This is a genomic window from Kaistia sp. 32K (assembly GCF_016629525.1).
In the GTDB taxonomy this organism is placed as follows: Bacteria; Pseudomonadota; Alphaproteobacteria; order Rhizobiales; family Kaistiaceae; genus Kaistia.
In genome coordinates, this window is the sequence record NZ_AP024269.1 from 733303 (window position 1) to 755318 (window position 22016).

Genomic DNA, 22016 nt, shown 5'->3' on the forward strand with positions numbered 1-22016 from the left:
GGAAAGCCCTCGCCCGCTTGCGGGAGAGGGTTGGGTGAGGGGCTTGCTTGATACCACGCGTGGTCAGAATCGCTGAGCGTGGGCACCAAAACTCCGTCATCCCTGCGAAAGCAGGGATCCATTCAGCAGAAGCCTCGCCGAGATAGCTCCAGACGCCTCGGCTGTATGGATCCCTGCTTTCGCAGGGATGACGGCGAGGGTGCAGAAACGGCGGAGGCAGAGTTGAGGCCTCGACCCCGCCCGACCTCGAAGTCCGGTCCGGGTTCTCGGGGTGATGAATTCGGTTGTCGCGGGGCCGCCATTCGCAGTTGCGCGAAGTCTCTGCGACCAGAAGTGAGGGGGAGAATGGAAATGGTCATTGCTGAGGAAAACCCGATGAAAACCGTGATGGTCTATGGCGATTCCAACAGCTGGGGCGCCGAGCCGCAGCCCGAGCGCGGCGTCGGCGGCCGCTTCGCGCCGGATGTGCGCTGGCCGGGCGTGCTGCAGAAGGCGCTGGGCCCCGGCGTGCAGGTGATCGCCGAGGGGCTGAACGGCCGCACGACCTGCGTCGATGACCCCGTCGAGGGGCATCACAAGAACGGCGCGCGCTTCCTGCAGGTCGCGCTCGAGACGCACATGCCGCTCGATCTCGTCATCATCAAGCTCGGCACCAACGATCTGAAGGCGCGGCTCTCGATGCAGGCCGGCGACATCGCCGATGGCGCCGTCCGTCTCGCCGAGATCGTGCTGGGCTCGGCCGCCGGGCCGGAGGGCAGGGCGCCGAAGGTGCTGCTCGTCGTGCCGGCGCCGATCTCCAAGCTCGGCTGGCTCACCGAGATGTTCGAGGGCGGCACGGAGAAGTCGCGAAAGCTCGGCAAGGAGTTCGCCCGCGCCGCCGCGCCGCGCGGCATTCCGGTGTTCGAGGCCGGTTCGGTCATCACGTCGAGCGAGGTCGACGGCATCCATCTCGACGCGGACGCGCACCGGACGCTCGGCGAGGCGCTCGCCGGCCGGGTGCGCGACCTCCTGGCGGATTAAGGAAAGAACCATGGCGCATGACACGTTGAAGGTCGGCCTGCTCGGCATCGGATTGAACGCCTACTGGCCGCAATTCGCCGGCCTCGAACCGCGCCTGCGCGGCTATATCGAGACGGTCGCGGCGAAGCTGGCGCGGCCGGGCGTCGAGATCGTCAATCTCGGCCTGATCGACGATCCCGAGAAGGCGATGGATGCCGGACACCAGTTCCGCGCCGCCGATGTCGACCTGATCTTCCTGCATGTCACGACCTACGCCGTGTCCTCGACCGTGCTTCCCGTCGTGCAGCGTGCCAAGGTTCCGGTGGTGATCCTCAATCTGCAGCCGGCGGCCGCGATCGACTATGCGAGCTTCAACGCGCTCGACGACCGCACGGCGATGACCGGCGAATGGCTCGCCTTCTGCGCCGCCTGCCCGGTGCCGGAGATCGCCAACGTCTTCCGCCGCGCCAACATCGACTTCCACCAGGTGACGGGCGTGCTCGAGGGCGACGACCATGTCGACCGCGAGATCGAGGCCTGGATCGAGGCGGCGCGCGTCGCCTACGTCATGGCCCATAACCGCTTGGGCCTGATGGGGCGCTACTACAACGGCATGCTCGATATCTATTCCGACACGACGGCGCAGGTCGCGACCTTCGGCGGCCATCTGGAGATCGTCGAGATCGACGAACTGGCTGAATTGCGGAAATCGGTCACCGAGCTGGAGGCGGCGGCCCGCGTCGACGGCTTCCGGGGCGAGTTCGACATCCAGGCGGATTGCGATCCGGCTGAGCTTCTGCGCGCGGCGCGCACCTCGATCGCGCTCGACCGGCTGGTGGCGAAGCACAAGCTCGGCTCGCTCGCCTACTACTACGAATCCGTTCCCGGCCATGACCACGAGGACGTCATCTCGTCGGTGATCCTCGGCTGCTCCTACCTCACGGCGCGCGGCGTGCCGGTCGCCGGCGAATACGAGGTCAAGAATGCCCAGGCGATGAAGATCCTCGACACGCTCGGCGTCGGCGGGTCCTTCACCGAGTATTACGGCATCGATTTCAACGACGACATCGTGCTGATGGGGCATGACGGACCCGGCCATACCCGGATCGCCGAGGGCAAGACCAAGGTCCGGCCGCTGAAGGTCTACCACGGCAAGGTCGGCTCCGGCGTCAGCGTCGAGATGTCGGTGAAGCACGGGCCGGTGACGTTGCTCTCGGTGGCGGAGGACGGCGCCGGCAAGCTCAAGCTGGTGGTGGCCGAGGCGGAATCGGTGCCCGGACCGATCCTCGAGATCGGCAACACCAACAGCCGCTACCGTTTTTCGATCGGCGCGCGAAAATTCGTCGAGACGTGGAACGCCGAATGCCCGGCGCATCACTGCGCCGTCGGCATCGGCCATGTCGCCGACAAGATCGAGAAGCTCGGCCAGCTGCTCGGCATCAAGACCGTGAAGGTGTGTTAGAAAAATACGGACGACCCGACGCGGAGATCGGGACGTCCGTTTCAAGTACGGTTTCGGGCGGTCCCGCCGTCAGGGCGTGATCGCTACCTTCAGCACGCCGTCGCGCTGGTGGCCGAAGAGGTCGTAGGCTTCCTCGATGTCGTCGAGCTTGAAGCGGTGCGTGACCAGCGGCGTGAGGTCGACCCGGCCGGAGGCGACGACGTTCATCAGCCGGCGCATGCGCTCCTTGCCGCCCGGGCAGAGCGAGGTGACGATCTTGTTGTCGCCGAGGCCGGCCGAGAACGCGCTGAGCGGGATCTTCAGATCGCTCGAGTAGACGCCGAGGCTCGAGAGCGTGCCGCCCGGGCGCAGCACGCGCAGCGCGGATTCGAACGTGCCCTGGGTGCCGAGCGCCTCGATCGCGACGTCGACGCCGCGGCCGTCGGTCAGGGCCATGATCTGCTCGACCGGATCGCCCTTCTTGAAGTCGACGACGACGTCGGCGCCGAGCTTATTGGCGACCGCGAGCCGCTCCGGCACGGTGTCGACGCCGATGATCGTCGTGGCGCCCATCAGCTTGGCGCCGGCGACGGCGCAGAGCCCGATCGGCCCGAGCGCGAACACGGCCACCGTGTCGCCGATTTTCACTGCGCCGCTCTCGGCGCCGGCGAAGCCGGTCGACATGATGTCGGGGCACATCAGGATTTCTTCGTCCTTCAGCCCTTCGGCGACCGGGCTCAGATTGGCGGCGGCGTCGGGAACGAGGACATATTCGGCCTGGCAGCCGTCGATCAGATTGCCGAATTTCCAGCCGCCGGTCGCCTTGAAGCCGTGCTTGGTGCCCGGGCCGTCCTGCGAGCCGCAGCCGCAGAGGCAGGCATAGCTGTGACCGCTCGGCGTGATGGCGCCGGCGATGACGCGCTGGCCTTCCTGGTATCCCTCGACCGCCGAGCCGAGCTTCTCGATGACGCCGACCGGCTCGTGGCCGATCGTCAGGCCCTTGGCGACGGGATATTCGCCCTTGAGGATGTGAATGTCGGTGCCGCAGATCGTCGTCGTGGTGATGCGCATCAGCGCATCGCGCGGCCCGACATCGGGAATGGGCTTCTCGTCGAGGACGATCCGTCCGGGTTCGACGAATATGGCGGCTTTCATGCGCGGCATCGAAACCTCCTCTTCCTCGCTCGCAGGACGAGCCCCGCTGGCGAGTGTGCGACATCCGACCAGGATAGATCGTATCCGGATGCGGCGCAGAGTGGTTTGATATCCGTCAAATCGCGCGGCAGAGCCTTCAGCCCCGCGCGGTGTGCTCGCCGTCGTTGATGCCGCGGTCGCCAACCAGCGAGGCGACGCTGTCCGCCTTCTCCGTCCGGTCGCGATAGATGGCGGCGCGGGCGAGCAGCATCAGCGTCACCGGCGTCGTCACGGTGACGAAGGCGGTGATCAGCAGCTCGTGCAGCACGAGGCGGGATTGCAGCACGGAGAAGCAAACCATCGAGGCGATCAGGATGGCGCCGGCGCCGCCCGTCGTGCCGAGGGTCGGCGCATGCACGCGCTCGTAGAAGCTCTTGAACCGGACGAGGCCGATGGTTCCGAGCAGCGTCAGCCCGGAGCCGAGCAGCAGCAGGAAGGCGACCAGCAGCGCCGCCCAGGCGGGAAGATCTTCGAGGCCGTTCATTCGATCACCTCGCCGCGCATCAGGAATTTGGCCAGCGCCGCCGTCGAGACGAAGCCGAGCAGGGCGATGACCAGCGCCGCCTCGAAATAGATCGTGCTGCCGTTGCGGATGCCGAAGGTCAGGATCAGCAGCATGCCGCAGACATAGAGCGCGTCGACGCCGAGCACGCGGTCCTGCGCGCGCGGGCCGGCCAGGATGCGGTAGGCCGCGCAGGCCATCGCCGCGACGAGCATCAGCTGCGAGGCCGTGATCGACCAGAGGAGGATCGTCGTGCTCATTCGAAAACCTCCATCAGCAGCTGCTCGTAGCGTTTCTGGATCGTCTCGATCCAGAGATCGCCGTCGACCAGGTCGAGGACGTGGATCAGGAGCCGGCCGTTCTCGGCGTGATACTCGACCCAGGCGGTGCCGGGCGTCGCCGTGAGGATGCAGGCCAGCACCGCCAGGCCCGTCCGGTCGCGCAGCCGCAGCGGAACGACCACGAAGCCCGGCCGCCGGGTGCTACGCTTTCCCTGCAGGATGAGTTTCGAGACCGCGACATTCGAGTGGTAGATGTCGATCAGCACGCGGCCGATCAGGACCGGGATCAGGTGCCAGCGCCGCAGGCGCGGCTTGTCCGGCTGCAGCGCCGCCATCGCCCAGGACGCGGCGACGGCGATCACCGTGCCCAGGATCAGATGGCCGAGCGAGAAGCTGTTCAAGAGCAGCCACATCAGGATGAGCGACGCCGTCAGCAGCGGATAGGGCAGGAACCGGCTCATGGCGCGACCTCCGGCGTCTTGGTCGCAGGCGCCTCTGGGGCCGTGGCCTCGGGGGCAGGGGCCTCGACGCGCGGCGCCGACATGACATCGCGGATGTAGCTGTGCGGCGCGTGCAGCGACTGGGCCGTCTGGTCCATGTAGCGCATCACCGGCCCGCCGAAGATCGTCAGCCCGACGCAGAGCGACAGCAGGAACGCGATCGGCGCGATTTCCATCAGGAGGACGCGCGGCACGATGCCCTCGATCGGCGCCCAGAAGGCCTGGATGCCGGCGCGGGTCAGCGAGATCATCGCGGCGAGGCCGGAGATGACGAGCAGCGCGACGAAGGTCCAGATCGCCGGCGACAGGCTGCCGCCCTCGGTGAGCCCGTCGGGATTGAGCAGCGCCGTCAGGATCGCGAACTTGCCGACGAAGCCGGAGAGCGGCGGCAGGCCGGCCAGGAGCAGGCCGCAGGCGGCGAAGGAGATGCCGAGGATGGCGAGGGTCGAGGGAATGGCGACGCCGATCTCCTCCTCCGCTTCCTCTTCCTCGAGGTCTTCGCCATAGGCGTCGAGCGTGATGGCGAGGACGCCGGCGGAGGGATCCTGCACGCGGTCGATCAGCTCGATCAGCAGGAAGAAGGCGCTGATCGCCAGCGTCGAGCTCACCATGTAGTAGAGCGCGCCGGCGGTCGCCGAAACGTTGGCGATGCCGATCGCCGCCAGCATCGTGCCGGACGATACGAGAATGTAGTAGCCGGCGAGGCGCCCCTTGGCCTGGGACGCCATGACGCCGATGGCGCCGAAGGCGATGGTCACCATGCCGCCGACCAGAAGCCAGGAATCGCCGAAGCCGCTCGAGGCTCCGGCCTCGACACCGAAGAGGAGCGGCGACAGACGGAGCAGCACATAGACGCCGACCTTGGAGAGGATGGCGAAGATGGCGGCGACGGGGGCGGCGGCGGCGTTGTAGGCGGTCGGCAGCCAGAAGCCGAGCGGCCACATGCCGGCCTTGACCAGGAAGGCGATGCCGAGAATGCCGGCGCCGGCGTCGAGCAGCATGCGGTCCGAGGCCGGCACGCCGGGGATCCGCAGCGCCAGGTCCGCCATGTTGAGCGTGCCGGTGACGCCATAGATCATGGCGACGCCGATCAGGAACAGCGACGAGGCGGCGAGGTTGACGACGATGTAGTGCAGGCCCGCCTTGACGCGCGCCTGGCCGGAGCCATGCAGCATGAGGCCGTAGGACGAGGCCAGCATCACCTCGAAGAACACGAAGAGGTTGAACAGGTCGCCGGTCAGGAAGGCGCCGTTGACGCCCATCAGCAGCAGCTGGAAGAGCGTGTGGAAATGCGGGCCGCTCCGGTGCCAGCGCGCCAGCGAATAGACGATCGCCGCGATCGCCAGCATCGATGTCAGCACCAGCATCAGCGCGGCGAGGCGATCGAGCACCAGCACGATGCCGAACGGCGCCGGCCAGTTGGCGAGCAGATAGACCTTCGTCGCCGGGCCGTTGGTCGCGGTAGGCGTGTTGGCGAAATCGAGCAGCGCGATCGCGACCAGTGCCAGCGCAATGGTCGAGATGACGTTGATGGCGGCTTTCAGCGCATGCCGGCGTTCATCGATCAGAAGCAGCGCCGCGCCGGTGATCAGCGGCAGCAGGATCGGAACGATGACGAGATGTTCAGCCCAATCCATCAGCTGGGCTCCCGGCCGTCGACATGGTCACTGCCCGTCAGGCCGCGCGAGACCAGGAGCACGACGAGGAACAGCGCTGTCGTCGCGAAGCCGATGACGATGGCCGTCAGCACCAGCGCCTGCGGGATCGGATCGGCATAATCGGCCGGATTGACGGCGCCGGCGGAGGAAAGCACGGGCGGGGCCGCCACCTTCAGCCGCCCCATCGAGAAGATGAAGAGATTGACGCCATAGGCGATGAGCGACAGCCCGATGATGAGCTGGTAGGTGCGCGGGCGGAACAGCAGCCAGACGCCCGAGCCGATCAGGACGCCGATGCCGATGGCGAGAACGAGTTCCATCAGGCGGCCTCCTCCTCGCTGGTCGCGGCGGCGCGCGTGGAGCGCAGGCGGCGGATCGATTGGTGCGCGAGAGCGATCAACATCAGGCTGGTTGCGCCGAGAACGAGGGAGAAGACGCCGAAATCGAACAGGCTGGCGGTGGCGGCCGGCACGGCGCCGATCAGCGGCAGCTCGATATATTGCGAATGCGAGGTCAGGAACGGATAGCCGAAGACCCAGGAGCCGGCGCCGACAATGGCCGCGAGCAGCAGTCCGAAGCCGATCCAGACGACCGGCAGCACGCGCAGCCGGTCCTCGACCCAGATCGTGCCGGCGGACATGTATTGCAGGATGAACGCCGCCGCCATGGCGATACCGGCCGCAAAGCCGCCGCCCGGCAGGTCGTGGCCGCGGAGGAACAGGTAGGCCGCGAACAGGATGATGACCGGGAACAGCCACTGCATGATCAGCGCCGGCACCAGCAGATAGTCGCTGATCGTGTCGCCCACCTTACGGTCGGGCTGGGCATCGTCATGCGCGTTCTGGATCCGCTGCTGTTCCGGCGATTCGACGCTGTCGGCGGCCGGGCGGAAACGGCGGAGCAGGGCGAACACCGTCAGCGCGACGACGCCGAGGACGGTGATCTCGCCGAAGGTGTCGAAGCCACGGAAGTCGACCAGGATGACGTTCACGACATTCTTGCCGCCGCCTTCCGAATAGGCCTTCTCCAGGAAATAGTCGCCGATCGTGGCCGGCTGGGTGCGCGTCATGATCGCATAGGCGACGATCGTCGCGCCGAGGCCGGCGGCGATCGCCATGGCGAAGTCGCGATAGCGGCGGAACCTGGCGATGACGGGAATCGTGTCGGTGGCGATCTCCGGAGACCGCTTCGGCAGCCAGCGCAGGCCGAGCAGGATCAGCACCGTGGTCACCACCTCGACGAGGAGCTGCGTCACGGCGAGATCCGGCGCCGACAGCCACAGGAAGGTGATGCAGGTGACGAGGCCGGAAACGCCGAGCAGCATCAGCGCCACAAGCCGGTGGAACTTGGCCTGCCAGGCGGCGCTGACGGCGCAGATGATCCCGATCAGCCACATGGCGACGAAGACGGGATCGGCGCCGGCGAGCGTCGGCCTGCGCCAGTCGAGCCCCTGCAGCCAGATCGGCCATGTCGCCGCGATCAGCGCCACGAGCACGAGCAGCCGCAGCTGCGGCTGCAGCCGGCGGGTGCCGAGATTGGCTTCCAGGAAGCGCGCCCAGCGCCACGAGATCGTGGCCATGACGCGCTCGAAGATGCGCTGTCCCTTGAGGCGGCGGAAATAGGGAGGCCCTTCCTCGGAGGTGGCGAGGTAGTTCTTGAGGAAGTGATAGAGCAGGACGCCGGCGGCCAGCGCGCCGATGCTCATGATCAGCGGCAGGTTGAAGCCGTGCCAGATGGCGAGGCTGTATTCCGGCGTCGCGGGGCCGAGCACCGAGACCACCGCCGTGTGCAGATACGGGCCGATCGTGTAGCCCGGCAGGATGCCGACGACGAGGCAGGTCAGGACCAGCAGCAGGATGGGAAAACGCATCCAGAAGGGCGGCTCGTGCGGCTCATGCGGCAGGTCGGTCGGCGGCGGTCCGAAGAAGGTGCTGTGGATGAAGCGCAGCGAATAGGCGACGGCGAAGGCGCTGCCGAGGAAGGCGGCGTAGGGGGCGGCCGTGTCGAGGATCGAATTGACATGCGTCTCGATCGTCTCGGCGAAGAACATCTCCTTCGACAGGAAGCCGTTCAAGAGCGGCACGCCCGCCATGGCCGCGCTCGCCACCATCGCCAGCGTCGCGGTGAACGGCATGAAGCGGAACAGGCCGCTCAGCCGCCGCATGTCGCGCGTGCCGGTCTCGTGGTCGATGATGCCGGCGGCCATGAACAGCGACGCCTTGAAGGTGGCGTGGTTCATCATGTGGAAGATCGCGGCGACGGCGCCGAGCGAGCTGCCGAGGCTGAGCAGCATGGTGATCAGGCCGAGATGGCTGATCGTCGAATAGGCGAGCAGGCCTTTGATGTCCTGCTGGAAGATGGCGAAATAGGAGCCGAGCAGGAACGAGCTCATGCCGGCGAGCCCGACGATCCAGAACCATTCCTCCGTGCCCGCGAGCACCGGCCAGAACCGCGCCAGCAGGAACACGCCGGCCTTCACCATCGTCGCCGAATGCAGGAAGGACGAGACGGGCGTCGGCGCCGCCATCGCGTTCGGCAGCCAGAAATGGAACGGGAACTGCGCGCTCTTGGTCAGCGCCCCGAGCAGGATGAAGCAGAGCGTCGGTACATAGAGCGGATGCGAGCGGATCAGCTCGCCCGACGACAGCACGCGGTCGAGGTCGTAGCTGCCGACGATGTGGCCGATGAGCAGCACGCCGACCAGCAGGCCGAGGCCGCCAATGCCGGTGATCGTCAGTGCCATGCGGGCGCCGTCGCGCGCGCCGGCATTGTGGTGCCAGTAGCCGATCAGCAGGAACGAGAAGATGCTCGTCATTTCCCAGAAGATGACGAGCAGGATGAGATTTCCCGACAGCACGATGCCGAGCATCGAGCCCATGAAGGCCAGGAAGAACGAGAAGAACCGCGGCACCGGGTCTTCCGGCGACATGTAGTAGCGGGCGTAGAGCACGACGAGCAGGGCGATGGAGCTCACCAGCATGGCGAACATCCACGCGAATCCGTCCATGCGCAGCGTGAAGTTCAGGCTGAGCGACGGGATCCATTCGACGTGGTTGTGGACGGCGCCATTCTGGGCCACGGCCGGGTAGAGCAGGGCGGCGAGCGCGATGCAGATCAGCGCGACGGCGGCGGCGAGGCCGGCGGCGGCATTGCGGGCATGCGTGGGGAGAATTGCAGCAAGGATGCTACCGGCGAACGGCAGGCCGACCATCAAAATCAGCGATGTGTCGTCCGTCATTCTCTACAATGATCCGCTGTCAACCCAGGCAACCATTGCCTGATCTCACCCATTATGGTTGACTTGGGAGAGGTAAGGCAAGGGCATAGGACAATGAATTTGCTGCCGGAGCAATGTCGGGCTGCACGCGGGCTCCTGAATTGGACCCAGGAGCACCTCGCGGTGATCGCGGGTGTATCGCGCAGCACGATCAAGGACTTCGAGTGCAATCGCCATGTGATTCACCGCGCCACGGAATCCCTGCTGATTCGCGCGCTGGAGGAAGGCGGCGTCCGCCTCATTCCCGCCGAAGGCGAGGGCCCGGGCGTCCGCCTCGCCTGCCGCTGCGCCGGCGCACAGCCGGGCATGGTCGGCTGAGGGGCAGCCTCGTCGCGAACTCGGATTTCACCTCCCCCTGAGGTAGCTCCTCGCGCAGCACCGTTCTCTGGGCGGCGACGCCCCAAACCGCTGGGCCTTCCAGGCCTATCGACCGTCTCCACCATCATCCTGAGGCGCTTCGCGTGAGCGAAGCCTCGAAGGAGGCTCCAGGGAATACGGTTCGGCAGAAAGGTCTCGGCGCCCTGAATCAAAAAGGGCTGCCGCACCGGGGTGCGACAGCCCTTCTTCATTTCGGAACCTCGTCGACGGCGCTTACTGCGCTTCGACCAGGAACGGAGCCAGGTCGAGCTTGGCGCCCATGTACTTTTCGAAGATCGTGGAGAGCGAGCCGTCGGCGGCGCCCTGCTTGACCCAATCCTGCAGCCAGGCCTTCAGCTCCGGCTCGTTCTTGCGCAGGCCGATGCCGAGCGGCTGCTGGACGACTTCCGCCTTGGGCTCCAGCTCCTTGGCCGGGTAGCGCTCGGCGAGCGTCAGGAACATGCCGTAGGGCGCGCACATGGCGTCGACCTGGCCGGACATCAGCGCGGTGATGGTGGTCGCGTCATCGTCGAAGCGGACGAGCTTGGTGTCGGCCGGGGCCTTCTTGGTCAGCTCGGTGTCCTGCAGGTTGCCGCGGACGACGCCGACGCGCTTGCCGGAGAGGTCCTCGAGCGACTTGATCTCGACGCCCTTCGGTCCGAACACGATCAGGCGGTTGACCGAGTAGGGGACGAAGTCGACGACCTTGGCGCGCTCGGGGGTGATCGCGAAGGACGAGATGACGATGTCGGTCTTGTTCGTCAGCAGGAACGGCACGCGGTTCGGGCCGGTCACTTCGACGAGCTTCATCTTGACGCCGAGATCCTGGGCCAGCTTGTTGGCGACGTCCACGTCGGCGCCGGCCGGCTTCAGGTTGGCGTCGGTCATGCCCCATGGCGGCGCGCCGAGGTCGATCGCGATGGCGATCTCGCCCTTGGCCTTGATGTCGGCCAGGAGATCGGCCTTGGCGACGCCGGCAACGCCGAGCGCCATGGTCGCGGCGAGCGCGACGCGGGTCAGGAACTTCATTCTCTTACCTCCAGTTAGAATGTCAGAGACCGCTGCTCAGGAATTGCCGCAGTTCCGGGGTTTTCGGATCCGCGAAGAGTTCCGCAGGCGGCCCTGCCTCCCAGACCTTGCCCTGGTGCATGAAGACGACGATGTCGGCGACACGGCGGGCAAAGGCCATTTCATGCGTGACGAGGACCATGGTCATGCCGTCACGCGCGAGATCTTCCATGACCTTCAGCACTTCGCCGGTCAGTTCCGGATCGAGCGCGGAGGTCACTTCATCGAACAGAAGCACCTTCGGGGAGAGGGCGAGCGAGCGGGCGATGGCGACGCGCTGCGCCTGGCCGCCCGAGAGCTGCTCCGGATAGGACTCGGCCTTGTCCGCCAGTCCGACCAGCCCGAGCACCTTGTGGGCGATCGCGTCGGCGTCGGCGCGCGACTTCTTCTGCACCGCCGTCAGGGCGAGGGTGATGTTCCGCAGCACGGTCAGGTGCGGGAACAGATTGTAGCTCTGGAACACCATGCCGACTTCGGAGCGCAGGCGCTTGATCGACGCGCGGTCCGACATGCTGACCTGGTGGCCGCAGACCTTGATGGTGCCGCCATTGATCTCTTCGAGCGCGTTGATGCAGCGCAGCAGCGTGCTCTTGCCGGAACCGCTGCGCCCGACGATCGCGACCATGGTGCCGCGCTCGATCTGGAGCGAAACGCCGTGAAGGACCTGGAGAGGGCCGAAACTCTTCGAAACGTTGTCGACGACGATGATGGGTTCGGCGCCCGGGACGGCTTCGTTCCGAGGTCTCGTGCCGGTTGCTTCATTTACCGACATTGAGCTTCCTTTCGAAATGCCTGCTGGCGAGAGAGAGGGGGTAGCACATCGCGAAATAGATGATGGCCACGAAGATGAAGGTGATGAACGGCTGGAAGGTCGAGTTGTTGACGATCTGGCCGGCTCGGGCGAGTTCGACGAAGCCGATGATCGACGTGATCGACGTATTCTTGATGATCTGCACCATGAAACCGACCGTCGGCGGGATCGCTATACGCATCGCCTGCGGCAGGATGACGTAGCGATACTGCTGCGTCCGGCTCAGGCCGATGCAGTTCGAGGCTTCCCACTGGGTCTTCGGCACCGACAGAATGCAGCCGCGCCAGATCTCGCCGAGGAAGGCGGAGGTATAGAGCGTCAGCGACAGGCCGGCGGCCGCGATCGGCGGGATGTCGAGGCCGAGGATCGACAGGCCGAAATAGGCCAGGAACAGCACCACCAGCAGCGGCGTGCCCTGGATGATCTGGATGTAGGTGGCCGACAGGAGGCGCAGCGTCTTCAGCTGCGAGACGCGGCCGAGCGCCAGGATCAGGCCGAGGATGCCGCCGCCGATGAAGGCGATCACCGACAGCAGCAGCGTCCAGCGGGCCGCCTCGATGAGGTAGATCAGATGGGTGGAGGAAAACTGGATCACGATCTCACCTCACGTGCGCAGCTTGCGGCGGCGGACAAAGGCGACTTCGCCGATGGCCCAGAGAACGACGCGGAAGAGGACGGAAAGGGCGAGATAGATGGCCGCGACGATCAGGTAGACCTCGAACGAGCGGAACGTCTCCGACTGGATCAGGTTCGCCTCGGCGGTCAGCTCCTGCGCGGAGATCTGCGAGGTGATCGAGGACGACAGCATCAGGAGCACGAACTGGCTCGAAAGCGCCGGATAGACGCGCTCGACCGCCGGAATCATGATGATGTGCCAGTAGACCTGGAACTTGTTGAGGCCGAGGCATTCCGCGGCTTCGAGCTGGCCCTTGGCGATCGATTCGATGCCGGCCCGGATGATCTCGCTGCCATAGGCGCCGGTGTTGATCACCAGCGCGATGACGGCGGCGGTCTCGGCCGAGAGCTTCAGGCCGAGGCTCGGCAGGCCGAAATAGACGATGAAGATCTGGACCAGCAGCGGCGTGTTGCGGATCACCTCGACATAGGCGCCGACCAGCCCGGAGGCGAGCTTGTTCTTGCCGGAACGGATGACGGCGCAGATCAGGGCGAGGACGAAGCCGATGGCGATCGACGCGCCCGCGAGCAGGATCGTCTGCCAGGCGCCGCGCAGGAACGCGGGCCAGCTGTCCAGAAAAAATGAGAAATCAAACGAGTATGAGAGCATCCCGTCGCCTGCGCTGTTGGTGGGCTCGGTAAGGATTGTGGTGAGATCGCGTGTCGTGCGGCAGGCTGCTGCCCGTCACCGATCGTTCCGAAGGCGCGACGAGGCGCTCCGAAAATCCGCTGACCTGGCTGAGGACGGCGGGATATTTCCTGTTGCGGAGGGCCGCGGGATCAGGGCCCTGTGGCAATCCGGCTTGGCGAGCCGGCGGCGGGCGTCGCCCGTTCCGCGAGGGCTCGGCCGGCGGGACCCGACGCTGCCGGCAGGCCGAGGGGGGATCGGCCTTCCGTTCGTCAGAGTCTCGATTTCCGTGGTGCTCATTGCATTGCCTTGGTCGAACGCCCCCTCCCGGAGGCAAGAATAGCGTTCCGCCGGAAACCGGCGCGCGCGGGCCTTGCTCAGGAACGTTGGACGGATGCGCGGGCCTGCCGCGCAGACCGACCGTCACCATGGCGAGTTGTCGACCGCGGGTCTGACAACCAACCGGGCACCTGTTGCCTCTTTTTGCGTCCCGGCACTAGTATTCTAGTCCACTGTGAATGACAATATGCGTTAACAAGCGGCCCTTACGGAAGGTCGGAATCGCCTAAATGCTTGGTTTTTCACCTGCATTGGACGAAAACCGGCGAAGCGGCAGCAAACGCCTATAAAAAAATGTGCGGGACGGAATTGATGACGGAACCGGTTGGGCAATCGCTCGGTGCCATCCTGGATGATGCCAATCTGAGCCGGGACCGGCGGGCATCGCTTCAGGTCTATGAACTGCTGCGCCGGGCGATCATCTCGCTGGAGCTGGAGCCGAACCGCCCGATTTCCGAGCAGGATGTCGCCAACCGATTGTCGGTCAGCCGCACGCCGGTTCGCGAGGCGTTCATCCGCCTTCAGGAAGAGGGTTTACTGACCAGCTACCCGCAGCTCGCGACGGTGATCGCGCCGATCCGGATGGAGGGGCTGCTCGAGGCGCAGTTCCTGCGCGAGGCGATCGAATGCGCCACGGCCGAGCGCGCCGCCCGCATCATCGACGAGGACGGCATTATCCGGCTGCGTTCGCTGCTGGCGCGCCATGCCGCTTCGCTGAAGGCCGAGAAATGGCCGGAATTCCATCTCCTCGACGAGGAGACGCACCGTTTGATCTGCGAGGTCGCCGGCCTGCGCGGTCTCGGCCGCCCGGTCGAGCAGGCGCGCGGACATCTCGATCGCGTGCGCTACCTGACCCTGCCGGAGCTCGATACGTCGCGCCGGGTCGTCGACCAGCACACCACCGTCGTCGAGGCGATCTGCGAGCATCGGCCGGAAGACGCGCGCGAGGCGATGCGCGTGCATGTGCGCGACCTGCTGCCCCGGCTGGAAGGCTTGCGCGAGCGCTATCCCGACTTCTTCGAGGAGAAGCCGCAATTCGCCCGCCGGACCTCGGTCCGCTAGCCGATCCGCCCTTCGGCTCCAGCGCCGGCTGCAAGCCAGCCGGGCGAGGCCCGTTTGTCTTTGCGAATACCCCCGGCTACGATCCGATGGCGACAACAGGGAGGTCGCGGGGGGATTGCAGCATCATCGTTTCCGGGCGCGGCATCTCGCGCCGGCTGGTTCGCTGCCACACCCTCGGCGATGTCGGGCAGGCGTGAGTGCGTGGCATGGCAGATCGTAGCCCGAAGGGGGCGCGAAACGGGTATCGGGGCGACGGAGGTGGCGTCGATCGGACGCCCGCCTATGCCTTCATCGCCGAGCGGTTGCGGCGGGGCATCGCGAGCGGCGGGCTTCCCGAGGGGGCCGTGCTGCTCGAAGGGCACATCGCCTCGATATTCCGGTCGAGCCGCTCGCCGGTAAAGCGGGCGCTGGCCCGGCTGGAGGCGGAGGGGTTGCTCAGCCGGTTCGACGGACGCGGGCTCCTCGTCGGGCAGCGCGACGCGCCGAGGCGGCTGAAGATCACGTCCGACATGCTGGGCCTCGATGCGGAAGCGGCGCTGCCGCCCAAGCCCTTCGCCTGGCAATCGCTCTATTACGATTTCGAGCGCGAGGTGATCCTGCGCTCCGTGTTCGGCCGCTTCCGCGTCAACGAGCTGGCGCTCGCACGCCATTTCGACGTCGGCCGTACCGTGGCGCGCGATCTTCTGATCCACGCCCAGCAGGTCGGCATCGTGACGAAGGGCGAGAAATCGCACTGGTGGCTCATTCCGCTCGACGAGGCGCGCTTCCGCGATCTCTACGAGTTGCGCATCCTGCTCGAGCCGGCGGCGCTGGAGACCGCGGTCGGCGCCATTCCGCCGACGGTCGTGGCCGGCATGGTGGCGCGGCTGCAGGCCGGCGTCGATTGCTCGGGCGATGCCGACGTCGCCGAGCTCGACGTGCTGGAGAGCGATCTCCACATCGACTGCCTCGCCTATGGTGGCAATCGCGAGATCACCGAGGCGCTGAAGCGCACGCGCTGCATCCTCGTTTCCGGCAAGCACTTCCAGGTCGCGCTGCAGCGCCAGCCCTATTTCGATTCGTTCCCGCAGGAGCATCTCGAGGTCCTGCAGGCGGTTGCGCGGCGGGACGTCGCCGCAGCCACGCATCTGCTCAGGGCGCATCTGCGGGCATCGAGCGAGAAGGCGGCCGAACGCCTGGCCGCCTTCCGCGCCACCCATGCCGTCTCGCCGACGTCCTATTTCGTCTGAGGGCCGGCCGGAGGGGCTGATCCGGCCGCCGGCCCCGGTCAGCGAAATCTATTATAAACCTTACGAAGGAATGGAGTTGCGCGAACCGCCGAATGCAATCATTCTGCGCCGCGCTGTCGCCGAAAAGGCGGCACCAGAGTTCTGCTGGTCCCGGAGTGTTCCTTTGCAGTGAACGCCCGCAGCCGGCAAAGCCCGCCGCCCTGAAAAGGGTGTGCTGTTCCGGTGTGTCGGGGGGAGATGCCGGAACGAGGGATGGGGAGAGCATCGATTTGGCGCTCGCCCCTCCCTTGGGCCCGACCCGAGGCAATCCACGAAACCAGCGAGACGCAGACCCGGGCTCAGTGACCTTCCGCGATGCGCCGTCATCGTCGCCGGCTCCCGGTGCCTGATGTCGATCCGGCTGCCACTTCCGATATCGAGAGTTGTTCCGTTGCCTGCGGCATTGCCAGGGTTGCAGGATGACGGCGATGCTTGACGCAGATGAACATAGTCTCGCTCTCGTCATGAACATCCGGTTCGGAGTCTTGCTTTCTGGTTAGATCGACGTCACGCATTGCCAATATTGTGCACTTGCGAACAAGTACTGTGCAGTCGCGGCCTTCGATTCACAGCAGGGTAATGTTTCGCGCTGCGGACTTAAAAAATAGCTTGGCAGAAGCTGCCCGCCCGACACATGATCCCGGTCTGGGGTGCTCGTTGGATGGAGGTCCAACGAGCCCGGCTTCCGGAGCGGGCCGTCGCGGCGGGAAGGCTTTTTCCGAGGCGACCGAGGGGATGGGGAGGACGCACGGGCCCGGAACCGGGCGGTTTCAGATCATCTGCCGCGGAAGGACGGGGCGCCGGAGCGCCTGAAACGTCTCCGCCGGATCGAATACATCCGATTTCTGCGAGGCTGCCGGGGGAACAATCAACAATACGGCCGTCCTCGCAAGCCGGATGAAGGTTACATCGACTTCTACCTCGCTCGTTAGACATTCACGCAATGAATACGACAGGATCAGCTCAATGTACCAAATCAGGAAACGCAGGGTTCTCAGTCTATTGCTTGGCGCGGCCGCCATCCTTGGCGCGTCGTCCGCGTCGCAGGCGGCGACCATCCGCGTCGTGCTCGGCTATTACAGCGCCGCGACGCAGGGCCTGTTCGAGGGCATGGCCAAGGACTTCATGGAGAAGCACCCCGGCGACGAGGTGAAGATCGAAGTCATCCAGTGGGACAACCTCCAGCAGCGCCTCACCACCGACATCGCCGGCGGCACCGCGCCCGACATCGCCATGATCGGCACGCGCTGGCTGGTCGACTACGTCAAGAACGACATCGCCGAGCCGCTCGACGGCTACATGACGCCGGAGTTCAAGGCCGGCTTCATCGAGTCCTTCCTGTCGCCCTCGACCTTCGACGGCAAGATGTACGGCCTGCCGGTCGCGGCTTCGGCGCGCGCCATGTATTACAACAAGGACCTGCTGGCGAAGGCCGGCGTCAACGAGCCGCCGACGAACTGGGACGGCGTCGTCGATGCGGCCAAGAAGATCAAGGCGCTCGGCACCGATGCCTATGGCTTCGCGCTGCAGGGCAAGGAGATCGAGACCGACGCCTACTGGTACTATTCGCTCTGGACCCATGGCGGCGAGATTATCAAGGACGGCAAGTCCGGCGTCGCGAGCCCGCAGGCGATCGAGGCGCTGGCGCTCTACAAGATGATGATCGACGAGAAGCTGACGGAGCCCGATCCGAGCGGCCTGAACCGCCAGGACATCGAGCGCCTGTTCAAGCAGGGCCGCATCGGCATGATCCTGACCGGCCCGTGGCTGCGCGGCCAGATCAAGACGGACGCACCCAATTTGAACTATGGCCTGTCGTCCATTCCGGAAGGCTCGAACAAGGCCACCTACGGCGTCACCGATACGCTGATGGTGTTCAATTCGAGCCCGAACAAGGAACTGGCGATGAAGTTCCTGACCGAGACGGCGTTCAGCCCGAAATGGCGCATCGAGTTCTCGACCAAGGAAGGCTTCCTGCCGGTGATGAAGGAGGAGGCGGCCGCGCCCGTCTTCGCCAATGATCCGCAGCTCAAGGCCTTCACCGACATGCTGCCCTATGCCCGCTTCGCGCCGCCCGTCGCCAACTGGGAGCAGATGGTCGATGCGGTGATCGCGGCGCTCCAGAAGGTCTATATCGGCCAGGCCCAGCCTGAAGCCGCCCTGAAGGACGCGGCGGCGACGATCGATGGCCTCATCGAGCAGTAGTGCCGGCAAGGCATCGGAGGTCGGTGCCCGGCGCGGGAAAACGCGCGCCGGGACCCAGGCCAACGGCAGGATAGGGAGCGTCAGCGCGCCCTATCTTCTCATCCTTCCCGCAATCCTCTTCGCCTTCTGGATCATCGGCTATCCGATCTACGACATGGCCAACATGTCGGTGCACGCGGTCAACCGCTTCGGCAAGACCACGGCCTTCAACGATTTCGCCAACTACCAGCGGCTGTTCTCGCACCAGCTGTTCCTCGGCTGCCTGATCCGCACGCTGGTCTGGACGGTGTTCGTCGTCGGCGGCACGGTGATCCTGTCGGTGCCGATCGCGCTGGTCCTGAACGAGAAATTCTACGGCCGGACGCTGGCCCGCATCATCATCATGCTGCCCTGGGCGGTATCGCTGACCATGACCGGCATCGTCTGGCGCTGGTCGCTGAATGGCCAGTTCGGCATGGTCAACGCCACGCTCTCGAGCTTCGGATTGCAGGATACGCCGGTCGAATGGCTGGCGACGGCGGGGACCGCCTTCCCGATCCTGATCGCCATCGGCATCCTCGTCTCGATCCCGTTCACGGTGACGGTCATCCTCGGAGGCCTGTCCTCGCTGCAGGCCGATATCTTCGAGGCGGCGAAGATCGACGGCGCCAGCGGCTGGCAGCGCTTCCGCTACCTGACGCTGCCGCTAATCCGGCCGTTCCTCAACATCGTGCTGGTGCTGAATTTCATCTACGTCTTCAACTCGTTCCCGCTGATCTGGGTGATGACGCAGGGCGACCCCGCCAACAGCACCGACATTCTCGTCACTTGGCTCTACAAGCTCGCCTTCCGCTATGGCGAGCTCGGCATCGCGTCGGCGCTCTCGATCGTCATGTTCCTGATCCTGCTGGCGCTGACCATCACCTATGCGGCGCTGGCGATGCGGCACGAGCGGAGGGAGATCTGAAATGGAGCATCCGGTCCGGAAATCCCTTCTGATGTGGCTCTGCCTGTCGCCGCTGATGCTGGTGATCCTGTTTCCCTTCGCCGTCATGGTGTCGACGGCGGTGAAGCCGCGCCTGGAGGTGCTGTCCTATCCGCCGCACTGGCTGCCGAGCGAGATCCGGCTGCAGAACTTCGCCGACATGTGGGAGGCGACGCGGCTCGGGCCGGCGGTGCTCAACAGCGTGCTGGTCAGCATCGCCGCGACCATCCTCTGCCTGCTGGTCGCCATTCCGGCGGCCTATGCCTCGGCGCGGATGGAGTTCACGGGAAAGCGGCTGTTCCGCCAGTTCCTGCTCGTCACGCAGATGCTGTCGCCGATCGTGCTGGTGCTCGGCATCTTCCGGCTGATGGCGCGGATGGGGCTGGTCGACCAGCTGCCGGCGCTGGTGCTGGCCTATGTCGCCTTCAACCTCGCCTTCTCGGTCTGGATGCTGCAGGCCTATTTCCAGACCATCCCGAAGGAGCTGGAGGAGGCGGCGAAGCTCGACGGCGCCTCGGCGCTGCAACGGTTGCAGCGGATCTTCCTGCCGCTCGCCTTGCCGGCCATCGGCATCACGGCCGTGTTCGTCTTCATCTATTGCTGGAACGAATTCGTGCTGGCGATGACGCTGCTGCGCTCGCCCGAGAACAACACGCTGACCTTCCAGACCTTCTCGCTGGTCGGCGGCCGCTACCAGGTCGAATGGGACCACGTCATGGCGGCGACCCTGGTCGCCAGCGGGCCGGTCGCCGTCATCTTCGCGCTGCTGCAACGTTCGCTGGTCAGCGGGCTGACGGTCGGCGCCGTGAAATGACCTTGCGGCGGCGGGGAACGGCCGCCTCCATCATCCAAAAATCGCGGAGACCGAGATGGGACTGAAGGATTGGTTCGGGCTTGAAGGCAAGCGCGCGCTCGTCACCGGCGCGAGCCGCGGCCTCGGCCGCGAGATGGCGCTGGCGCTGGCGGAAGCCGGCGCCGACGTCATCATCACCGGCCGCACGCAGGAAACCCTCGACGCGACGGTAGGCGACATCCGTGCGCTTGGTCGGCAGGGTTGGGGCGTCATGGCCGACATGGCGAGGGCGGATCTGTGCGAGGCGGCCTGCCAGACGATCCTCGAGCAATACGGCCCGGTCGACATCCTGATCAACAATGTCGGCAACCGCATCGCCAGCATGCCGATCGTCGAGGAGACGCTCACGACCTGGCAGCAATCGCTCGACATGAACCTGACCAGCTGCTTCCTCGGCACGAAGATCTTCGGCGCCGCGATGCTGGAGCGCGGGCAGGGCGGGCGCATCATCAACATCGCCTCGATGAGCGGCCTGATCGCCAATCGCGGCATTGGCGGGCGCGACTACGAGACCGGCAAGGCGGCGGTGATCCATTTCACCCGCTGCGCCGCCGCCGACTGGGCGCCGCATGGCGTCACCGTCAACGCCATCTGCCCGGGCCTGTTCATGACCGACACCAACCGCAGCTGGAACGAGCGGCGGCCCGACGTGATCGAGGCAATCGTTGCCCACATCCCGATGGGCCGGCCCGGCAATCCGCCGGAGATCGCGCCGCTCGCCGTCTATCTGGCTGGTCCCGCCGCTTCCTACGTGACCGGCGCCGCCTATGTCATAGATGGCGGCTACACGCTCTGGTAGGCTCTCGCGCCATCCGACGGGGAGGCCGCGCGTCTCCTCGGGAGGGGTGAACAAGAAGAACTGCGCCCGGGCAATACCGGGCGAGCGTCCTATCCAGGGAGTTATCGTGTCGATCCATTTCTTCGGCCGCCTGCCAGACGGCACGGCCATCTCGGAGATCAAGCTTTCCAACGCCGCCGGCGCCAGCGCGTCGATCCTGACCTTCGGGGCGGCGCTGCGGGATCTCGTCGTCCCCGTCGAGGGCGGCGAGCCCCGCCGCGTCGTGCTCGGCTTCGAGACGCTCGACGGCTATCTCGAGAACAATCGCTATCTCGGCGTTACGGCCGGCCGGCATGCGAGCCGCATCGATCGCGGCCGGCTGGTGATCGACGGGGTCGAGCATCAGCTCTCGCTGAACGAGGGCGGCGTGCATCTGCATGGCGGTGTCGTCGGCTTCTCGCGCAAGCCGTGGCGGATCGTCGAAACGGACGAGAGTTCGGTGACGCTCGGGCTGCTCTCGCCGGACGGCGACGACGGCTATCCCGGCGCGCTCGACGTGCGCTGCACCTACCGGCTGCTGGAGCCGGGGACGATCGCGATCACCATGACGGCGACCACGGACGCGCCGACCGTCGTCAGCCTGGCGCATCATTCCTATTTCACGCTGCAGCCCGGCACGTCGGTGCGCGACCATCGCATGCAGCTGCACGCCGTCGGCTATACCCCGCTCGGGCCCGATCTGGTGCCGAGCGGCGAGATCGTCGACGTCGCCGGCACGCCCTATGATTTTCGCGCGCTTCGCCCGCTGGCCGACCCGAAGGGCGATCCCGACTTCCTCTATGACTGCAGCCTGGTCATTGACCGGGAGGGTAAGGCAGACGCCAGGGGGCTGGTTCGCGCCGTCCGCCTCGTCGCGCCGGACGAAAGCCTCGCCATGGAGGTCCACACGACCGAGCCCTGCCTGGTCTTCTATGACGGCGCCGGTCTTGCTTCCGACTGGCCGGCGGTCGGCGGCATCCCGCATGCGCCGCATGCCGGGCTTTGCCTGGAGCCTATGCGCTACCCGGACAATCCGAACCAGCCGGCCTTCCCCTCCGCCATCCTGCGGCCGGGCGAGCTCTATCGCCAGGTGACGGAGTACCGCTTCTTCTGAGCT

General features: G+C 65.9%; 21 protein-coding genes. 10 read left to right on the plus strand and 11 right to left on the minus strand.

Annotation, left to right across the window (positions count from 1 at the left end):
- The first annotated feature begins 375 nt into the window (after nucleotides 1-375).
- On the plus strand, nucleotides 376-1020 hold the full coding sequence (locus K32_RS03165) for an SGNH/GDSL hydrolase family protein (protein ID WP_201402630.1): 645 nt from the start codon (nucleotides 376-378) through the stop codon (nucleotides 1018-1020).
- Between the two features lie 10 nt (nucleotides 1021-1030).
- A complete protein-coding gene (locus K32_RS03170) occupies nucleotides 1031-2461 on the plus strand; it encodes an arabinose isomerase (protein WP_201402631.1) in 1431 nt (476 codons plus the stop codon).
- A 69-nt stretch (nucleotides 2462-2530) separates the two neighbouring features.
- On the opposite strand, the gene K32_RS03175 is transcribed toward K32_RS03170, so the two are convergent.
- The 7 genes from K32_RS03175 to K32_RS03205 all read right to left on the minus strand — a co-directional run bounded on the left by K32_RS03175 (nucleotide 2531) and on the right by K32_RS03205 (nucleotide 9813).
- On the minus strand, nucleotides 2531-3604 hold the full coding sequence (locus K32_RS03175; RefSeq protein ID WP_201402632.1) for an NAD(P)-dependent alcohol dehydrogenase: 1074 nt from the start codon (nucleotides 3602-3604) through the stop codon (nucleotides 2531-2533).
- A gap of 127 nt (nucleotides 3605-3731) precedes the next feature.
- Nucleotides 3732-4118 carry a monovalent cation/H(+) antiporter subunit G gene (mnhG, locus tag K32_RS03180; protein WP_201402633.1) on the minus strand — a complete coding sequence of 129 codons (387 nt, stop codon included), beginning with the start codon at nucleotides 4116-4118 and terminating at the stop codon, nucleotides 3732-3734.
- Nucleotides 4115-4396 (minus strand): K+/H+ antiporter subunit F, encoded by a 282-nt coding sequence (locus K32_RS03185; RefSeq protein ID WP_201402634.1) that lies wholly within the window; start codon nucleotides 4394-4396, stop codon nucleotides 4115-4117. Before K32_RS03185 ends, mnhG begins: the two co-directional genes overlap by 4 nt.
- Nucleotides 4393-4878 carry a Na+/H+ antiporter subunit E gene (locus K32_RS03190; protein ID WP_201402635.1) on the minus strand — a complete coding sequence of 162 codons (486 nt, stop codon included), beginning with the start codon at nucleotides 4876-4878 and terminating at the stop codon, nucleotides 4393-4395. Before K32_RS03190 ends, K32_RS03185 begins: the two co-directional genes overlap by 4 nt.
- Nucleotides 4875-6554, minus strand: coding sequence for a monovalent cation/H+ antiporter subunit D (locus K32_RS03195; RefSeq protein ID WP_201402636.1), 1680 nt, complete (start codon nucleotides 6552-6554; stop codon nucleotides 4875-4877). The genes K32_RS03190 and K32_RS03195 overlap by 4 nt, the downstream gene beginning before the upstream one ends.
- Nucleotides 6554-6895: a Na+/H+ antiporter subunit C gene (locus K32_RS03200; protein ID WP_201402637.1), complete on the minus strand. Its 342-nt coding sequence runs from the start codon at nucleotides 6893-6895 to the stop codon at nucleotides 6554-6556. The genes K32_RS03195 and K32_RS03200 overlap by 1 nt, the downstream gene beginning before the upstream one ends.
- Nucleotides 6895-9813: a monovalent cation/H+ antiporter subunit A gene (locus tag K32_RS03205; RefSeq protein WP_201402638.1), complete on the minus strand. Its 2919-nt coding sequence runs from the start codon at nucleotides 9811-9813 to the stop codon at nucleotides 6895-6897. The genes K32_RS03200 and K32_RS03205 overlap by 1 nt, the downstream gene beginning before the upstream one ends.
- A 93-nt stretch (nucleotides 9814-9906) precedes the next feature.
- Between K32_RS03205 and K32_RS03210 the strand changes: the two genes are divergently transcribed.
- Nucleotides 9907-10170: a helix-turn-helix transcriptional regulator gene (locus tag K32_RS03210; protein WP_201402639.1), complete on the plus strand. Its 264-nt coding sequence runs from the start codon at nucleotides 9907-9909 to the stop codon at nucleotides 10168-10170.
- A gap of 273 nt (nucleotides 10171-10443) precedes the next feature.
- Here the strand turns inward: K32_RS03210 and K32_RS03215 are convergent, their stop codons facing one another.
- Genes K32_RS03215 through K32_RS03230 form a run of 4 tightly spaced genes read right to left on the minus strand, consistent with a single transcriptional unit; the run spans nucleotide 10444 to nucleotide 13373 of the window.
- A complete protein-coding gene (locus K32_RS03215; protein WP_201402640.1) occupies nucleotides 10444-11238 on the minus strand; it encodes a transporter substrate-binding domain-containing protein in 795 nt (264 codons plus the stop codon).
- 22 nt (nucleotides 11239-11260) lie between these two features.
- Nucleotides 11261-12049 (minus strand): amino acid ABC transporter ATP-binding protein, encoded by a 789-nt coding sequence (locus tag K32_RS03220; protein WP_305798450.1) that lies wholly within the window; start codon nucleotides 12047-12049, stop codon nucleotides 11261-11263.
- Nucleotides 12036-12683, minus strand: coding sequence for an amino acid ABC transporter permease (locus K32_RS03225; protein ID WP_201402641.1), 648 nt, complete (start codon nucleotides 12681-12683; stop codon nucleotides 12036-12038). Before K32_RS03225 ends, K32_RS03220 begins: the two co-directional genes overlap by 14 nt.
- Before the next feature lie 9 nt (nucleotides 12684-12692).
- A complete protein-coding gene (locus K32_RS03230; RefSeq protein ID WP_201402642.1) occupies nucleotides 12693-13373 on the minus strand; it encodes an amino acid ABC transporter permease in 681 nt (226 codons plus the stop codon).
- Between the two features lie 669 nt (nucleotides 13374-14042).
- Between K32_RS03230 and K32_RS03235 the strand changes: the two genes are divergently transcribed.
- From K32_RS03235 to K32_RS03265, 7 genes are all read left to right on the plus strand, one after another.
- Nucleotides 14043-14792 (plus strand): GntR family transcriptional regulator, encoded by a 750-nt coding sequence (locus K32_RS03235; RefSeq protein ID WP_201402643.1) that lies wholly within the window; start codon nucleotides 14043-14045, stop codon nucleotides 14790-14792.
- 206 nt (nucleotides 14793-14998) lie between these two features.
- Entirely contained in the window at nucleotides 14999-16021 is a 1023-nt protein-coding gene (locus tag K32_RS03240) for a GntR family transcriptional regulator (RefSeq protein ID WP_201402644.1), read from the plus strand.
- A gap of 1005 nt (nucleotides 16022-17026) precedes the next feature.
- Nucleotides 17027-18265 carry a sugar ABC transporter substrate-binding protein gene (locus K32_RS03245; protein WP_201402645.1) on the plus strand — a complete coding sequence of 413 codons (1239 nt, stop codon included), beginning with the start codon at nucleotides 17027-17029 and terminating at the stop codon, nucleotides 18263-18265.
- The gene (locus tag K32_RS03250; protein ID WP_371812956.1) at nucleotides 18246-19211 is read left to right on the plus strand and encodes a carbohydrate ABC transporter permease; all 966 of its coding nucleotides are present in this window, start codon (nucleotides 18246-18248) and stop codon (nucleotides 19209-19211) included. Before K32_RS03245 ends, K32_RS03250 begins: the two co-directional genes overlap by 20 nt.
- Before the next feature lies 1 nt (nucleotide 19212).
- Nucleotides 19213-20043 carry a carbohydrate ABC transporter permease gene (locus tag K32_RS03255; RefSeq protein ID WP_201402646.1) on the plus strand — a complete coding sequence of 277 codons (831 nt, stop codon included), beginning with the start codon at nucleotides 19213-19215 and terminating at the stop codon, nucleotides 20041-20043.
- Nucleotides 20044-20098: 55 nt separating this feature from the next.
- Nucleotides 20099-20881 (plus strand): SDR family NAD(P)-dependent oxidoreductase, encoded by a 783-nt coding sequence (locus K32_RS03260; RefSeq protein WP_201402647.1) that lies wholly within the window; start codon nucleotides 20099-20101, stop codon nucleotides 20879-20881.
- A 106-nt stretch (nucleotides 20882-20987) separates the two neighbouring features.
- Nucleotides 20988-22013 carry an aldose epimerase family protein gene (locus tag K32_RS03265; protein WP_201402648.1) on the plus strand — a complete coding sequence of 342 codons (1026 nt, stop codon included), beginning with the start codon at nucleotides 20988-20990 and terminating at the stop codon, nucleotides 22011-22013.
- Nucleotides 22014-22016 lie beyond the last annotated feature (3 nt).